General features: G+C 71.9%; 17 protein-coding genes. 9 read left to right on the top strand and 8 right to left on the bottom strand.

Going from position 1 to position 15,840, the window contains the following annotated elements; all coding sequences use genetic code 11:
• The first annotated feature begins 18 nt into the window (after positions 1-18).
• Positions 19-1,338 carry a pectate lyase family protein gene (locus ACTWJ8_RS11365; protein ID WP_443263730.1) on the top strand — a complete coding sequence of 440 codons (1,320 nt, stop codon included), beginning with the start codon at positions 19-21 and terminating at the stop codon, positions 1,336-1,338.
• Between the two features lie 43 nt (positions 1,339-1,381).
• Positions 1,382-2,485, top strand: coding sequence for a pectinesterase family protein (locus ACTWJ8_RS11360; RefSeq protein ID WP_356388412.1), 1,104 nt, complete (start codon positions 1,382-1,384; stop codon positions 2,483-2,485).
• 18 nt (positions 2,486-2,503) lie between these two features.
• On the opposite strand, the gene ACTWJ8_RS11355 is transcribed toward ACTWJ8_RS11360, so the two are convergent.
• Positions 2,504-2,740, bottom strand: a complete 237-nt coding sequence (locus ACTWJ8_RS11355; protein ID WP_356388414.1) for a hypothetical protein — start codon at positions 2,738-2,740, stop codon at positions 2,504-2,506.
• A gap of 233 nt (positions 2,741-2,973) precedes the next feature.
• On the opposite strand from ACTWJ8_RS11355, the gene ACTWJ8_RS11350 reads away from it, so the two are divergent.
• On the top strand, positions 2,974-3,768 hold the full coding sequence (locus ACTWJ8_RS11350; protein ID WP_356388416.1) for an HAD family acid phosphatase: 795 nt from the start codon (positions 2,974-2,976) through the stop codon (positions 3,766-3,768).
• 67 nt (positions 3,769-3,835) lie between these two features.
• Here the strand turns inward: ACTWJ8_RS11350 and ACTWJ8_RS11345 are convergent, their stop codons facing one another.
• The 5 genes from ACTWJ8_RS11345 to ACTWJ8_RS11325 all read right to left on the bottom strand — a co-directional run bounded on the left by ACTWJ8_RS11345 (position 3,836) and on the right by ACTWJ8_RS11325 (position 8,376).
• Positions 3,836-4,663: a pectate lyase gene (locus tag ACTWJ8_RS11345; protein WP_356388418.1), complete on the bottom strand. Its 828-nt coding sequence runs from the start codon at positions 4,661-4,663 to the stop codon at positions 3,836-3,838.
• Positions 4,664-4,705: 42 nt separating this feature from the next.
• On the bottom strand, positions 4,706-5,341 hold the full coding sequence (locus ACTWJ8_RS11340) for a hypothetical protein (protein ID WP_356388420.1): 636 nt from the start codon (positions 5,339-5,341) through the stop codon (positions 4,706-4,708).
• Positions 5,338-5,925 (bottom strand): SigE family RNA polymerase sigma factor, encoded by a 588-nt coding sequence (locus ACTWJ8_RS11335; protein WP_443263729.1) that lies wholly within the window; start codon positions 5,923-5,925, stop codon positions 5,338-5,340. Before ACTWJ8_RS11335 ends, ACTWJ8_RS11340 begins: the two co-directional genes overlap by 4 nt.
• Positions 5,926-6,049: 124 nt before the next feature.
• The gene (locus tag ACTWJ8_RS11330; RefSeq protein ID WP_443263728.1) at positions 6,050-7,510 is read right to left on the bottom strand and encodes a peptidoglycan D,D-transpeptidase FtsI family protein; all 1,461 of its coding nucleotides are present in this window, start codon (positions 7,508-7,510) and stop codon (positions 6,050-6,052) included.
• 83 nt (positions 7,511-7,593) lie between these two features.
• Positions 7,594-8,376 carry an IclR family transcriptional regulator gene (locus ACTWJ8_RS11325; RefSeq protein WP_356388426.1) on the bottom strand — a complete coding sequence of 261 codons (783 nt, stop codon included), beginning with the start codon at positions 8,374-8,376 and terminating at the stop codon, positions 7,594-7,596.
• A gap of 131 nt (positions 8,377-8,507) precedes the next feature.
• On the opposite strand from ACTWJ8_RS11325, the gene ACTWJ8_RS11320 reads away from it, so the two are divergent.
• The 6 genes from ACTWJ8_RS11320 (at position 8,508) to ACTWJ8_RS11295 (ending at position 14,423) form a co-directional block, all read left to right on the top strand.
• Positions 8,508-10,040 (top strand): aldehyde dehydrogenase (NADP(+)), encoded by a 1,533-nt coding sequence (locus ACTWJ8_RS11320; RefSeq protein ID WP_443263727.1) that lies wholly within the window; start codon positions 8,508-8,510, stop codon positions 10,038-10,040.
• A 35-nt stretch (positions 10,041-10,075) separates the two neighbouring features.
• Positions 10,076-10,684 (top strand): DUF1349 domain-containing protein, encoded by a 609-nt coding sequence (locus ACTWJ8_RS11315; protein WP_443263726.1) that lies wholly within the window; start codon positions 10,076-10,078, stop codon positions 10,682-10,684.
• Positions 10,685-10,794: 110 nt separating this feature from the next.
• On the top strand, positions 10,795-11,511 hold the full coding sequence (locus tag ACTWJ8_RS11310) for a DsbA family oxidoreductase (protein WP_356388432.1): 717 nt from the start codon (positions 10,795-10,797) through the stop codon (positions 11,509-11,511).
• A gap of 92 nt (positions 11,512-11,603) precedes the next feature.
• Positions 11,604-12,692, top strand: a complete 1,089-nt coding sequence (locus tag ACTWJ8_RS11305) for an aminotransferase class V-fold PLP-dependent enzyme (protein WP_443263725.1) — start codon at positions 11,604-11,606, stop codon at positions 12,690-12,692.
• Positions 12,693-12,747: 55 nt separating this feature from the next.
• Positions 12,748-13,368, top strand: coding sequence for a sigma-70 family RNA polymerase sigma factor (locus ACTWJ8_RS11300; protein WP_443264865.1), 621 nt, complete (start codon positions 12,748-12,750; stop codon positions 13,366-13,368).
• Positions 13,368-14,423 (top strand): maleylpyruvate isomerase family mycothiol-dependent enzyme, encoded by a 1,056-nt coding sequence (locus tag ACTWJ8_RS11295; RefSeq protein WP_356388437.1) that lies wholly within the window; start codon positions 13,368-13,370, stop codon positions 14,421-14,423. The genes ACTWJ8_RS11300 and ACTWJ8_RS11295 overlap by 1 nt, the downstream gene beginning before the upstream one ends.
• A 65-nt stretch (positions 14,424-14,488) precedes the next feature.
• Here the strand turns inward: ACTWJ8_RS11295 and thpD are convergent, their stop codons facing one another.
• Both thpD and ACTWJ8_RS11285 read right to left on the bottom strand, forming a co-directional pair.
• Positions 14,489-15,394: an ectoine hydroxylase gene (thpD, locus tag ACTWJ8_RS11290; RefSeq protein WP_356388439.1), complete on the bottom strand. Its 906-nt coding sequence runs from the start codon at positions 15,392-15,394 to the stop codon at positions 14,489-14,491.
• Between the two features lie 5 nt (positions 15,395-15,399).
• Positions 15,400-15,804 carry an ectoine synthase gene (locus ACTWJ8_RS11285; RefSeq protein WP_356388441.1) on the bottom strand — a complete coding sequence of 135 codons (405 nt, stop codon included), beginning with the start codon at positions 15,802-15,804 and terminating at the stop codon, positions 15,400-15,402.
• Positions 15,805-15,840: the final 36 nt, after the last annotated feature.

Below are 15,840 nucleotides of genomic sequence, written 5' to 3'. Positions count from 1 at the left end.
TTCCCCAGGAGCCGCACAGTGAGAGCACACGGGAAGAGCAAGAAGACCTACGCCGCCGCGCTGGCCGGCGCCGCGGGCTGCACCGCCGTCGTCCTCGCGGTCACCGGCGCCGTCGGCACCGCGGGCGCCGCCGAGCCCCGCGCCCGCGACCTCGCCCGCCAGACCCTCGCCGAGCACGACGGCTGGGCCTCCGCCACCACCGGCACCACGGGCGGCGCCGCGGCCGACGCCGACCACGTCTACACCGTCACCACCTGGGCCGGGCTGAAGGCCGCCTTCGCGGACGGCGGCACCGCCCCGAAGATCGTCAGGATCAAGGGCACGCTCGACGCGGACGGCGCGACCTGCGCGGACTTCGCCGCCGACGGCTACGACCTCGACCAGTACCTCGCCGACTACGACCCGGCGGTCTGGGGCTACGACAAGGAGGTCAGCGGCGCCCAGGAGGACCTGCGGGCCGCGTCCGCCGCCGCCCAGGCCAAGGCCATCAAGGCGAACGTCCCCGCCAACACCACCATCATCGGCGTGGGGAAGAACCCCGGCATCGTCGGCGGCAGCCTCCAGATCAACGGCGTCGACAACGTCATCGTGCGCGGCCTCACCCTCGAGTCCCCGCTCGACTGCTTCCCGCAGTGGGATCCGACCGACGGCGACACCGGCAACTGGAACTCCGAGTACGACTCCGCCGTCGTGTACAACTCCACCCATGTGTGGCTCGACCACAACGAGTTCACCGACGGCGACCACCCGGACTCCACGCTGCCCAGCTACTTCGGCCGCGTCTACCAGCAGCACGACGGCGAGCTCGACATCGTCAAGGGCGCCGACTACGTGACCGCCTCCTGGAACGTCTTCGCCGACCACGACAAGACCCTGATGATCGGCAACAGCAACGGCGCGGGAGCCACCGACCGCGGAAAGCTGCGCGTCACCCTGCACCACAACCTCTTCAAGAACCTCGTCGAGCGCGCCCCGCGCGTCCGCTTCGGCCAGGTCGACGTCTACAACAACTCATATGTCGGCACCGCTGACTACTCCTACTCGTTCGGCATCGGCTTCGAGTCGCAGCTCTACGCCGAGAAGAACGCCTTCACGCTCCCCAAGGACATCGGGGCGGGCGCCGTCCTGCACCGCTGGGACGACTATCCCGTGACAGCCGTCGGCAACCAGGTCGACGGCAGGACGGTCGACCTCGTGGCGGCGTACAACGCGGACCACGCGGACGCCCCGCTGCGCGCGGACGCGGGCTGGAAGCCGACGCTGCGCACCCGCGTCGACCCGGCGAAGTCGGTGCCGAAGGTGGTGGCGCGGGGCGCGGGCCCCGAGCGGCTCGGATGACGTCGCAGTGAATCAGCCCCTCCACCTTCCCAGGAGCCGCTTCATGTCCACCCGCCCCACGAGAAGACGCTTCCTCACGGGCGCCGCCGCGGCGCTCGCCGCGACCGCCGCCGCGCCCCCGTCGTACGCCGCCTCCTCCCGCCCGTTCGGCCGCTACGGCTCGCCGAAGGACCGCCTCACCCCGACCACCCTGTACGTCCACCCCGGCGGCGCCGGCGACCACCGCACCGTCCAGGAGGCCGTCACCGCGGCCGCCGCCCCCGGCCACACCCTCGTCATCGCCCCCGGCACCTACCGGGAGACGGTGAGCGTCCCCGCGACGGCCACCGGCACGACGTGGATCGGCGCGACGGGCGACCCCCGCGACACGGTCGTCGTGTACGACAACGCCGCCGGCACCCCGAAGCCCGACGGCAGCGGCATGTACGGCACCAGCGGCAGCGCCACCGTCACCCTGCGCCCCGACGGATTCACCGCGCGGCACGTCACGTTCGCCAACGACTGGCTGCGCGCCGACCACCCGGGGACCACCGGCACGCAGGCCGTCGCCGTCAAGGTGACGGGGGACCGCTCGGCGTTCCACCAGTGCCGCTTCCTCGGCCACCAGGACACGCTCTACGCCGACTCCGCCGCGCTCACCGCCTTCGCCCGCCAGTACTTCCACGACTGTTACGTCGAGGGCGACGTGGACTTCGTCTTCGGGCGCGGCACCGCCGTGTTCGAGCGCTGCGACTTCCGCACGCTCGACCGCACCGACCTGGCATCGGCGCCGTACGGCTTCGTGTTCGCGCCGTCCACGGCGGTCGCCAACCCGCGCGGCTTCCTGGTGAGCCGGGCGAGGATCGCCTCCACCGCCCCGGACGCGTACTACAAGCTGGCCCGCCCCTGGGTGCCCAGCTCGGACACGACGGCGCGGCCCGCGCTCGTGGTCCGCGAGTCACGGCTCGGCCGCGGCATCGACGCGAGCGCGCCCTACGCCGACATGTCGGCGAACTTCCCGTGGCAGGAGCAGCGGTTCGCCGAGTACCGGAACACCGGGCCCGGCGCGGCCCGCCCGGTCCCGGAGAACCGCCCGCAACTCACCGAGGACCAGGCGGCCTCGCACACCCGGGAGTCGTACCTGGGGGACTGGCGGCCCTGGGCCTGATGGGTACGGCGCGGCGCGTCAGCCGAGGTGCCACAGGGCGTAGGTGACGAAGAGGAGCACCAGGCCCGCGAGGGTGAGCGCCGCGCCGAGCACCCGCAGATAGCCCACCGGGGCCATGCCCCGGATGTCGAACGCCCAGCTCAGGCCCGCCCAGATGGCGACGAGGCCGCCCATGGCGAAGAAGCCGAGGAGCACGGGGGAAGTGGCGCGATCGCCGGAGGCGAGCGGCAGAAGACTCGTCGGGGTCACGGTCACGATGGGGCCTGCATTCTGTGGGTCGTGCGCTTCCTTTGACCCTAGATGGGCGAATTCAAGGCACGGTCAACAGGGCGCCATGCCGGTGCAATGGAGCTTCCATATCGGCGTCGGTATCGATCTGGCAAAGGGGGTCGCGGGACTCCGTGTGATGCGCGTAGACATGCATCCACCTGCACGAAGTCCCCCGTCCACGACGGCCGCACGGCCGTCGCTCCAGAAATGGATCACCGATGCGCAAGCGCCACCTCGCCGCCGCCACAGCGACGGTCGCTTCCCTCGTACTCGCCGGCGTCGTCACCGCGGGCTCCGCCGGCGCGGGTTCCACGAACGCGAAGACCACCGCGGAGCCGCACAACATCGGCCTCCTCACCAAGGAGATCGACTCCTACTACGGCGCGAAGCAGGACGCCGACGGCGTGTGGCAGGCCTCGCCCGACAGCCCGTACGCCGACGACCTCGCCCGGATCGAGAAGGGCGCGAAGCGGCAGATCGCCGCGGCGGCCCGGCAGCACCACGGCAAGGGCGACAGGCCCGCGATCGTCTTCGACATCGACGACACGCTGCTGCTCAGCCTCGACTACGAGAAGAAGACCAACTACGTCTACAACGACGCCAGTTGGAAGGAGTACGTCGGCAAGGCCGACCGGCCCGCCGTCTTCGGCACGCCCGAGCTGATCCGCTACGCCGAGTCCAAGGGCGTCGAGGTCTTCTACAACTCGGGCCTCGGTGAGACGCAGCGCGCGGCCGCCGTGGAGAACCTGAAGAAGGTCGGCATCGACGTCAACCTCGACAAGGGCCACGTCTTCCTCAAGGACAAGGCGAACCCGCCCGCCTACCTGGCCGACTGCGCCACGGCCGCCGCCTGGAACTGCACCACCGTGCAGTACAAGTCGGGCACGCGGAAGCACATCGAGTCCCTCGGCTACGAGATCGTCGGCAACTTCGGCGACCAGGAGTCGGACCTCCAGGGCGGCTACGCCGACCGCACGTACAAGCTCCCGAACCCGACGTACTTCGTGGAGTGACGGCAGGGGTCGGGGGAGCGCGGCCACGCCGGCGGCCGCGCTCCCCGGTCCTGTCAGGTGCTTCAGGTCAGTCGTACGTCAGGTCCGACGCCGAGTACTTGCAGTACGTGCCGTCGGGGCCACTGCCCAGCTCCTTGGGCTCGGCCCCGGTGTCGTTGCCCTGGTAGCGGACGCAGGGCTTGATCTTCTTGCTGCTGTCGCCGTGGATGCGGACGCTGCGCAGCGTCGCCGTGTCGCCGTAGTTCGAGTTGATGCCGACGATCGACTTGCCGGGCGCCGTCACGTCGACGTCGCTGATGGTGACGTTGCGGTTCTTGTACTGCGTCGAGCAGTTGCCGCAGGAGCGGACCAGCTTGCCGAAGTCGGAGACCTGGAACTTCGTGACGGTGAGCTTGCCCGCGCCGTTGAACTGGAAGACCTTGTCGTCGGCCTTCTTCGCACCGCCACCGGTCACCGTGTAGACGGACGACGTCGACTTGCCCTTGAAGGTGGCGGCGTCCTCGCCGACGTCCTCCCACCACACGTTCTGGAGCGTGCAGCTGCCCGCGCAGTGCACGCCGTCGGCCGCGGGGGAGCCGATGACGACGTTCTTGAGGGTGGCGCCGTCCTGCAGGTTGAAGATCGGGTCCTGGCCCTCGTCCTGGCCGTCGCCGCCGAGGTCCCCCGAGCCGTAGAACCGCTTGAGCCCGCCGTCGTACGTGCCCGATACGGAGATCGTGCTGCTGACGGCCTTGGTGCCGGTGGGTGACGGCCAGGCGGACGCGGCGCCCGCCGTGCCGAGCATGCCGCTGACGAGCAGCGCGCCCCCGGTCAGCGTGAGGGCCCCGAGTCCCCCGAGCAGGGCTCTGCGGCGGGTGGTGCGGCGGCGGTGCGAGTGTCGTGTGGTGTTGGTCATGCCCTTCAGTGGTCACGGGCGGGGAAAGGGTTGCCGCCTTCGTCAGGCGAAGTCCCCGCCCACGGAGACCTGTTGCCCGCCGTGCACCCGCCCGCTGACGACGTACCGGTCCGCGCCCGCGTCCCGGCCGCCCTCGGCGTGGTTGTACTGACCGGCGAACACGTGCTGTCCCACCGGGACCGTCCGCCCCGGCCGCAGCACCCACCGGTACACCAGGAACCCGTCCCGCTCGGCGACCGTCTCCTTGAAGTCGTCGGCGGGCAGCGAGCGCCAGTGCCCCGTGCTGTTGACCCCGCCGGTCTGTGCCACCCGCAACTCGACCGTCAGCGCGGTCAGTTCGCGCTTCGTCTTGAACGTGACGTTCGACTGCGCCCAGTACGCGTTGGACCCCGGGTCCACCGAGCCGTCCGCCCACAGCGGGTCCGCCGCCGGCTCCACCGCGACCTGCCGCTGCTGCGGCCCAGGGTCCGGGCGCAGCGCCGAGCCGACCGCGAAGCCCCCGACGGCGAGCGCCCCCGCGGCGCCCGCCGTGAGCGCGGCGATCCGCAGCCAGCCCACCGCCGGCCGCCGCTCGGGCTCGCGCATCCCGCGCTCGACGCGGGCGAGCATCCGCGCACGGTCGGGCCGGTGGGCATCGGCGGCCGCGCGCAACCGCTGCCGCACGTCCTCCTCGCTCATCGACGGCCTCCTTCCGTGGCGTCGAGCGGCGCGCCGACCGACCGTACGCGCCCCGACGCCGGCTCGCCCGACCCGCCGCTGCCGAGCCGTCGTTCCAGCTCGGCCATGCCCTTCGACGTCTGGCTCTTCACCGTACCGACCGAGATGCCCAGGGTGAGCGCGGTGTCCTTCTCGGACAGATCGAAGGCGTGCCGGAGCACCACGCAGGCCCGCTTGCGGAACGGGAGCGCGCGCAGCGCGCCCTGCACGTCGACGACCGCCGACACGTCGGGCCCCTCGGTGCGGTCCTGGCGGCCCGACCAGAAGAGCGCCACGCGCCGCCGCTCGCGCACGGCGCTGCGGATCCGGGTGCGGGCGAGATTGGCGACGACGCCGCGGGCGTACGCGACCGGGTGCTCGGCGGCCCGCACCCGGTCCCAGCGGTGCCAGAGCGCGAGCAGGGCGTCCGCCGCGAGATCGTCCGCGGCGTCCGGCTCGCCCGTCAACAGATGGGCGAGGCGGGCGAGTTCACAGTGGTGCCGTTCGAAGAAGGCATGGAACTCGGCTGCGGCGGAACCGTCCTCGGTGTCCACGACCGTGCTCACGCGACCCCTCCCTCACAGTGGCGACCCGATGGGGGAGGCGTGAGCGTACCAGCGGTGCGTACGAAGCACCGAAGGGTGTCCGTGATTTCGGACACCCTTCGGTGGGACGGGGATTGAGGAGGCGTCAGTTCTTCAGCGCCGCCTCCATCATCGCCTTGGCGACGGGGCCCGCGAGGCCGCTGCCGCTGACCTCGGAGCGGGCCGCGTCCGACTGCTCGACGAGCACCGCCACGGCGACCTGCTTGCCGGTCGAGTCGTCCTTGGCGTACGAGGTGAACCAGGCGTACGGGGTCTCGCTGTTGTTCTCGCCGTGCTGCGCCGTACCGGTCTTGCCGCCGACCGTCGCGCCGTCCATCTGCGCGACGGTACCGGTGCCCTTGGACACCACCGTCTGCATCGCGGACTGCAGCTGCGAGGCCGTCTTCTCGCTGATCACGCGGGTGCTGTCGCCGTCCTCGAAGGACTTGACCGCGTCGCCGTCGGCGTCCGTCACCTGCGACACCATGTGCGGGGACGCCTGCTCGCCGCCGTTGGCGATGGTCGCGGAGACCATCGCGATCTGCAGCGGCGTGGCCGTCACGTCGAACTGGCCGATGCCGGACAGCGCCGTCTGCGCGTCGTCCATCTTCGACGGATAGGTGCTCTTGGCGGCCCGTACCGGAACGTCGGTCTTCTCGTCGTTGAAGCCGAACTTCTCGGCCATCGCCCGGACCTTGCCCTGGCCCAGTTCGGCGGCGAGCTTTCCGAAGACGGTGTTGCAGGAGTACTGCAGCGCCGTGCGGACCGAGGCGTCCTCGCAGGGCATCGAGGTGGTCTCGTTCTTCAGGTACGTGCTCGTGCCCGGCAGACGGTACGGGTTCGGGGTGTCCGTCTTCTCGTCGATCGACGAGACCAGACCGTCCTCGAGCGCGGCCGCCGCGACCACCAGCTTGAACGTCGAGCCGGGCGGCAGCGCCTGCTTGAGCGCCCGGTTCACGGTCGGGGTCTCCTTGTCCTTGGAGAGCTTCTTCCACTCCGCCGCGTCCGAGGAGCCCGAGCCGCTGATCTTCGACGGGTCGAAGGACGGCGTCGACACCATGCCGAGGATCTTCCCGCTGTCCGGGTCGATCGCGACGGCGGCGCCCTTCTTGTCGCCGAGCGCGCTGTACGCCGCCTTCTGCACCCCCGGATCGATCGTCGTGATCACGTCGCCGGGGCTCGTGCTCTTGCCGGTGAGCGTGTCCAGCGGGTTCTTCAGCTCGTTGTCGGTGCCGTCGAGCACGCCCTGATAGATCGACTCCAGCTGGGTGGCGCCGTACACCTGCGAGGTGAACCCGGTCACCGCCGAGTACAGCGAGCCGTCCGTGTACGTCCGCTTGTACTTCAGGTCGCTGGAACCGCCGGTCTTCGTCGAGCCGGTCACCGCCTTTCCGCCCACGATGATGTCGCCGAGCGGGTTCGCGTACTGCGAGATCTTCGTCCGCCGGTTGTCGTCGCTGTTGGCGAGGGCCTGGCCGTCGTAGAACTGCACCCAGGTCGCCCGGACAAGCAGGGCGAACACGAGCAGCAGCGTGAAGACGGAGGCGCGCCTGATCGTCTTGTTCATCGCGTACGGAGAGACGAGCGGGCCGGAGCGATTCGTTCCTGCCCGTGCGATTTCTCACCGTACGTTCATGTGCCGGGCCGGGCTCAGAGCCTGCGCGTTGCCAGGGTCAGGCGGTCGCGGGCGTCGAAGAGCGCGTCCTTGACCATCTGCTCGTGGGCCGGGGTGAGGCGGGCCACGGGGACGGAGCAGGAGATCGCGTCGCGGGCCGGCGTGCGGTACGGGATCGCCACGCCGAAGCAGCGCAGGCCCAGCGTGTTCTCCTCGCGGTCCACCGCGAAGCCCTGCTCCCGGATCTGGTGCAGCTCCTCGATCAGCTTCTCGCGGTCGGTCGTCGTGTGCTCGGTCAGCGACGGCAGCGTCTCCGGGAGCAGCTTGCGGACCTGCTCGTCGGTGTGGGTGGCGAGCAGTGCCTTGCCCAGCGACGTGGAGTGCGCGGGCAGCCGGCGGCCGACCCGGGTGAAGGGGCGCAGGTAGTGCTGCGACTGGCGGGTGGCCAGGTAGACGACGTTCGTGCCGTCGAGGCGGGCGAGGTGGATGGTCTCCGTCGTGTCGTCGGAGAGCCGGTCGAGGGTGGGGCGGGCCGCCGCCACGACCTCGTCGCCGTCGATGTACGAGGTGCCGACGAGGAGGGCGCGGACCCCGATGCCGTACCGGGTGCCGGTCGCGTCCGTCTCGACCCAGCCGAGGTCCACGAGGGTGCGCAGCAGCATGTAGAGGCTGGACTTCGGGTACCCGACGGCCTCCTGGACCGCCGCCAGGGAGTGCATGCCGGGACGGCCCGCGAAGTACTCGAGCAGCTCCACGGTCCGCACCGCCGACTTGACCTGCGCGCCGCCCGCCGCGGCCCCCGTCTCGCCTGCCGACATCGCCCTTGACCCCTTCGTTCGACGAGAAATAGTCTCGGTGAACAGTTCACCATCAGAGACAGCGTTCAGTATATCGAACGCACCTCGTGGCCTCACCCCGTGAGCAGCGAGAAAAGCTGGAGGAATTCGCCGTGGCAGCAACACCAGTCTGGAGTGTCGACCCCCGAACCGGGAAGCAGCGGGAACAGGTCGCGGTCGAGGCCACGGCCCAGGAGGTGGACCAGGCGGTCCGCGCCGCGGAGGACGCCCGTGGCGCGCTCGCCGACCGCACCGTCCGCGCCGCGTTCCTGCGCACCGCGGCCGACCGCCTCGAAGAGGCCAGGGACCACCTCGTGGAGGCCGCGGACGCCGAGACCGCGCTCGGCCCCGTCCGGCTCACGGGCGAGCTCGCCCGCAGCTGTTTCCAGCTGCGCGCGTTCGCCGACATCGTCGACGAGGGCGCCTTCCTCGGTGTCGTCATCGACCACCCCGACGACACCGCGACGCCGCCCATCCCCGACCTGCGCCGCTACAAGATCCCGCTCGGCGTCGTCGCCGTCTACGCGGCGTCGAACTTCCCGTTCGCCTTCTCCGTGCCCGGCGGCGACACGGCCAGCGCCCTCGCGGCCGGCTGCCCCGTCGTCGTCAAGGCGCACCCCGACCACCCGGCCACCTCCGAGCTGGTCGCCGCGACCATCCGCCGCGCCGCCGCCGAGCACGGCATCCCGGAGGGCGTCCTCGGGCTCGTGCACGGCTTCGAGGCGGGCGTCGAACTGGTCAAGCATCCGCTGGTGTCCGCGGCCGGCTTCACCGGTTCCGTACGCGGCGGACGCGCGCTCTTCGACGCCGCCGCGGCCCGCCCGAACCCGATCCCGTTCCACGGCGAGCTGGGCTCCCTGAACCCGGTCGTGATCACCGAGGCGGCGGCCGCCGAGCGCGCCGACCAGATCGGCACGGGGCTCGCCGGATCCATGACGCTGGGCGTCGGCCAGTTCTGCGTGAAGCCGGGCCTCGTCTTCGCGCCCAAGGGCGAGGCGGGCGACACGCTCCTCAAGTCCCTCACGGCCGCCGTCAGCAACACCGACGCCGGCGTCCTGCTCGACCACCGGATGCGCGACAACTTCGTCGCCGGTGTCGCCGAGCGGGCCGAGCTGCCCGACGTCGAGGCCCCCGTCACGCCCGGCGCGGGCGGCGAGCACACCGTGGCGCCCGGCTTCCTCACGGTCCCGGCCACCCGCCTCGCCACCGAGGGCGGCGCCCACGACCTGCTCCTGGAGGAGTGCTTCGGCCCGGTGACCGTGGTCGCCCGCTACGAGACGGCCGACGAGATCACGGCCGTCCTGAACCGGCTGCCCGGCAACCTCACGGCGACGGTCCAGCTGTCGTCCGGCGAGGCGGCGGGCGAGGGCCGCGGCGCCGAGATCCTCGCCGAGCTGACGCCCCTCGCGGGCCGCGTCCTCGTCAACGGCTGGCCGACCGGCGTCGCCGTCGCCCCCGCCCAGCACCACGGCGGCCCGTACCCGGCGACGACGTCGACGTCCACGTCCGTCGGCGGCACCGCCATCGAGCGCTGGCTGCGCCCGGTCACGTACCAGACGACGCCCGAGGCGCTGCTGCCGCCCGAGCTGCGCGACGACAACCCGCTGGGGCTGCCGCGCCGCTTCAACGGCCGCCTGGAGAACTGACCGTACGGGCCCGCGGGCCCTGCCAGACTGGCGGCATGGATCTCGTCATACCGCCCCTGCCCTTCCCGCTGCGCAGCTACGGACCCGACGGCCACTGGTCGTACGAGGACGGGGTGCTCACCGGGTGGGCGGGGCCCCGGCAGGACCGCTTCGTGCCGCCGACCGGCACCTCGCTCGAACCGGCGTCGGACGCGCCGCGGCTGCTCGGGGAGCCGGACGGCGACTTCCAGCTGATCGCCCGCGTCACCGTCGGCTTCGCCGCTGCCTTCGACGCGGGCGTGCTCTACGTTCACGTGGGTGACCGGGAGTGGGCGAAGCTCTGCTTCGAGCGGTCCCCGGACGAGCCCACCATCTGCACCGTCGTGACCCGCGGCCACTCGGACGACGCGAACGCGTTCGTGGTGCCCGGATCGTCGGTGTGGCTGCGCGTCAGCCGCACCGGCTCGGCCTTCGCGTTCCACGCCTCGACCGACGGCGAGACGTGGACCTTCGTGCGCATCTTCTCCCTCGGCGACGAGAAGTCCGCCTCCGCGGCCCTGGTCGGCTTCCTCACCCAGTCCCCGGTGGGCGAGGGCTGCGTCGTCACCTACGACCACATCGAGTACCGCCCCTCCTGGCCCCAGAACCTGAAGAACGGCTCGTGACGCCGTGGGCCGCCGTGAGCAGTCGGGAATGACCGGAGGCCGTGTCCGGTTGTAGCGGTGGAGAGCGGGCATCCCCGTTCGTCACACCCCCAGCTGGAGCTAGAGACCTCATGCGCGTCGAGATCTGGACCGACATCAACTGCCCGTTCTGCTACATCGGCAAGGCCCGCTTCGAGCAGGCCCTCGACGGCTTCGCGCACAAGGACGAGGTCGAGGTCGTGCACCGGTCCTTCGAGCTCGACCCGAACGCGAAGCCGGGGGAGACCGGGCTCGTCGTGCCCTACATCGCCAAGAAGTACGGCATCAGCGAGGCCCAGGCCGCCGCCAACGAGCAGGGCCTCGGGCAGCAGGCCGCCGCCCTCGGCCTCCCGTACCTCACCGAGGGCCGCGACTTCGGCAACAGCTTCGACCTGCACCGCCTCCTCCACCTCGCCCTCGACAGGGGCGTCCAGGACGAGATGATCGACGCGCTGTACCGGGGGAACTTCGCCGAGGAGTCCTCCGTCTTCGGCGACCAGGAGACCGTCGTGCGGCTCGCCGTCGACGCCGGGCTCGACGAGGCCGAGGTCCGCGCCGTGCTCGCCGACCCCGACGCGTACGCGGACGCGGTGCGCTCCGACGAGCGGGAGGCCGCGGAGCTGGGCGCGAACGGCGTGCCGTTCTTCGTCCTCGACCGCAAGTTCGGCGTCTCCGGCGCCCAGCCCGCCGAGGTCTTCACGCAGGCCCTGACCCAGGCCTGGGACGCCCGCTCCCCGCTCACCGTCATCGACAGCGCCGACGGCGGCGACGCCTGCGGCCCCGACGGCTGCGCGGTCCCGCAGGCCTGACCCCGCCCCACCTGGGAACATAAGCATCGCTTAGGCATACCCCGCAAATATTCGCAATGGACGGGTAGTTGGCGGCGCGGCACAGTGGTGCCATGCAGACTTCCGGTGAGCACCAGGTCCTCGACGCGGAACTCGTCCGCGCCCAGTACAGCCCCGCCACCACCTACCTGAACACCGCCAGCTCCGGGCTGCTCCCGGCGCGGGCGGGCGCCGCGATGCGGACCGCGATCGCCGACATGAGCCAGGGCCGATCGCCCGACTCGCTCTTCGCCGACGTCGAGGAGGCCCGCGCCGCGTTCGCCCGGATCGCGGGCGTCCCCGTGGAGCGCGTCGCGACCGGCGGCTCCGTCGCCGTCTACACCGGCCTGATCGCGGCCTCGCTGCCCGCGGGCGCCGAAGTCCTCACGGCCGAGGGCGACTTCAGCTCCACCGTGAACCCCTTCCACGTCCGCGGCGACCTCAAGGTCCGCGCCGTACCGCTCGACGCGCTGCCCGACGCTGTGCGCCCCGGCACCGCGCTCGTCGCGGTCAGCGCCGCCCAGTCCGCCGACGGCAGGGTGGCCGACGTGCCCGCCCTGCGCGCCGCCACCCGCGCGCACGGCGCCCGGCTCTACGTCGACGTGTCGCAGGCCGCCGGCTGGTACCCGGTCGCCACGCTCGCCGCCGACGCCGACTACCTGGCCTCCGTCGCCTTCAAATGGCTGACCTGCCCGCGCGGCGCCGTCTTCTTCGTCGGCCCCGCCGACCCCGAGGGCTTCGAGGCGCTCGCGCCCGTCTTCGGCGGCTGGGTCTCGGGCGAGAACCCCTGGGACAGCTGCTACGGGCCGGTCACCGAACCCGCCCGCTCGGCCCGCCGCTTCGACGAGTCGCAGAGCCTCATCGCGTACACCGGGGCACGCCAGTCCCTCGCCGTGATCGAGGAGTTGGGCCCCGAGGCGATCCGTGCCCACGACCTCGCCCTCGCCGACCGCTTCCGCGCCGGCCTCGCCCGCCTCGGCCACGAGCCGGTGCACGCCCCGGGCTCCCCGATCGTCTCCGTCCCCGAACTGGGCGTGCGGCAGCCCACGTTGCAGCGCGCCGGGCTCGAACTCTCCAACAGGGCGGGCAACCTGCGAGCCTCGTTCCACCTCTACAACACCACGGCCGACGTCGACCGCCTCCTCGACGCGCTCTCCGGCTGAGGTCCGGAAGACCCCTGGCGCCCCGGCCCCGGTGCCGCTAGGAAGGCACTACGAGGTGGTGGTGCCGGTGGCCCGCACGGACACGTACGACCCCAAGGACGACGCCGAACTGCACCGACGGCTCGTCTACGGCGACGAGACCGCGCTCGCCGACGCCTACGCCGCGTACGGCGGGCTCGTCCGCGGCGTCGCCGTCCGCGTCACCCGCTCGACGGGCGCGGCCGACGACGTCGCGCAGGAGGTCTTCGCCCACCTGTGGGCACGTCCGGGGGCCTACGACGCCCGGCGCGGCACGCTCCGCACCTGGCTCACCATGCTGGCCCACCGCCGCGCCGTCGACTGGGTGCGCAGCGAGGCCAGGCATCGCAAGGCCGCCACCGCGGACGACGCCGCGCTGCACGCCATCCCCGCCGCGGACCCGGGCCCCGACGAGCGGGTCGTCGACCGCGAGCGCGCGCTGCTGCTGCACTCGGCGCTCGCCCGGCTCCCGCAGCCGCAGCGCGAAGTGGTGCACCTGGCGTACTTCGCCGGGCGGACGTACCGTCAGGCGGCGGCGGAACTCGGCATCCCGGAGGGGACCGCCAAGACCCGCCTGCGCACCGCACTGCACCGGCTCGCCGAGACCCTCGCGGACCCGGCGGAGCCGGACCTCGAGGCCCACGAAAGGGGTGCCTGATGGCCCCGGACGCGCGCGACCACGCCACGGTGAGCGAACTCCTCGGCGCCTGGGCCCTGAACGCCCTGCCCCTCGACGAACAGCGCGCCGTCCCCGCGCACTTGGCCGACTGCGAGGAGTGCGCCACGGAGGCCGAACGCCTGCGGTCGACGGTCCGCACCCTCGACGGGGCGAACGGCAACGGGAACCACGCCAACGGCAACGGCCCGGCGCTCCCGTCCCTGCGCACCGAATCGGGGCCGCTCGCCGCCGCCCTCGCCGCCCGCCCTCCGGCGTCCCGCGCCGCCGCCCCGCACGCCCGCCCCTACGCCGCCACCGTCGCCGCGCTCCAGGCGCTGCTCGCCGAGGCGGACGACGCCTGGGACACCCCGGTGGTGCACGACTGGACCGTGCGCGACACGGTCGCCCATCTCATCGCCGCCGACGAGCCGCTCGCCCTGCACCTCGGGCTGCCGGCCCACGAACCGCCGTCCGGCACCGCCGAGGGCGGCGACTGGCGCACCGCCTGGGAAGCGCGGACCCGCGCGGTCATCGCCCACGAACGCGGGCGCGCCCCGGCCGCCACCGTGGCCGCATGGCGGGCGCGGGCCGGGGAACTGCTCGGCGCGCGGGCGGCCCGCGACGCCGAGGCGGCGGCGCAGGCCGCGACGCTGCTCGGCGCGCGGCTGCCCGTCGCCGACCACTTCCTGGTCCGCGCCTTCGAGACGTGGATCCACACCGACGACATCGGGCGCGCCCTCGGCAGGCCGGTGCCCCCGCCGCCCGCGGAGCACCTGTGGCGCCTGGTCCGGCTCGCCGTGCGGATCCTCGGCGCGGCGCTCGGCACCCGGGCCGCGCCCGTCGCGCTGACCGTCGCCGACGGGAGCCGGGCCACGGAGTGGGTGGTCGGCTCGGAGGACGAGCCGGTGCGCGCGGAGGTCACCCTCGACGCGGTCGACTTCTGCCTGCTGTTGGGCGGCCGCGCGGAGCCGGCCACCGTCCCGAGGGTCGCGACGGGCGACGAGGCGGCGGTCAGGGGACTGCTCGACCGTGCGGGCAGCCTGGCCTGGTTGTGAACGCCGAAACGCAAGGTGGGGCGGAGCCGCGAACGGCTCCGCCCCACCTCACACGCGTACGAGCGTCACTTCACCGGCGTGAAGTCCCGCGCTCCGATGAACTCGGGACGCCGCACCGGCGCCGCGAACGGCTCCACCGCCGCGTTCTCCACGCTGTTGAACACGATGAACACGTTCGAGCGCGGGTACGGGGTGATGTTGTCGCCGGAGCCGTGCATGGCGTTGCAGTCGAACCAGGTCGCCGAGCCGGGCTTGCCGGTGAACAGCTTGATGCCGTGGGCATCGGCGAACTTGCTCAGGGCCTCGTCCGAGGGCAGGCCCGCGTCCTGCATCTGCAGCGACTTCTTGTAGTTGTCCTTCGGCGTCTCACCGGCGCAGCCGAGGAACGTCTTGTGCGAACCCGGCATGATCATGAGACCGCCGTTGGTGTCGTAGTTCTCCGTCAGCGCGATGGAGACGGACACCGTGCGCATGTTCGGCAGGCCGTCCTCGGCGTGCCAGGTCTCGAAGTCCGAGTGCCAGTAGAAGCCTCGCGCCCCGAAACCGGGCTTGACGTTGATCCGCGACTGGTGGACGTAGACGTCCGAGCCGAGGATCTGCCGGGCCCTGCCGACGATGCGCTCGTCGCGCACCAGGTTCGCGAAGACCTCGCTGATCTTGTGGACCTCGAAGACCGAGCGGATCTCCTGCGACTGCTTCTCGACGATGGAGCGCTCGTCGGCCCGCATCGCGGGATCGGTGACCAGGCGGCGAAGCTCTTCCTGGTACGTGCCGATCTCGTCGGGGCCGATGAGCTCGTCGATGGCGAGGAAGCCGTCCCGCTCGAACGAGGCGAGATCCGACTGACGAATCGGGCCGCGCGTGCCCTCCGCCGACCAGACGACCGGGTCGACACGTGGCGTGGCGACCTCGGAGGTGCCTCGCGTCGGGTACAGGTCCGTGATGTCGGGATTCGTCGAGATGGCGGTCATCGGGATCAGGCCTCCTCGTCCTCGGTCAGCAGCGGGTAGACGCCGTTCTCGTCGTGGTCCTCCCGTCCGGTCACCGGAGGGTTGAACACGCAGACGCAGCGGAAGTCGGTCTTCGGGCGCAGGGTGTGGCGCTCGTGGCCGTTCAGGAGGTACATCGTGCCCGGCTCGATCCAGTGGGTCTCGCCGGTCTCCCTGTTGGTCAGTTCGGCCTCGCCCTCTACGCAGAGTACGGCCTCGATGTGGTTCGCGTACCACATGTCGGTCTCGGTGCCCGCGTAGAGGATCGTCTCGTGCAGGGAGAAGCCGACCTTCTCCTTGGCCAGGACGATGCGCTTGCTCTCCCAGGTGCCGGACGCCGACTTCACGTGCCGGTCGGTGTTCTCTATCTCCTTGAACGAACGGACAATCACGGTGGGATGCTGCCTTTCCTCGTAACGTGGTGGTGC

This window comes from Streptomyces sp. SDT5-1 (assembly GCF_052245995.1).
In the GTDB taxonomy this organism is placed as follows: Bacteria; Actinomycetota; Actinomycetes; order Streptomycetales; family Streptomycetaceae; genus Streptomyces.
The sequence above is the reverse complement of the archived record's forward strand: the minus strand, read 5'-3'. Positions and strand labels throughout refer to the sequence as shown.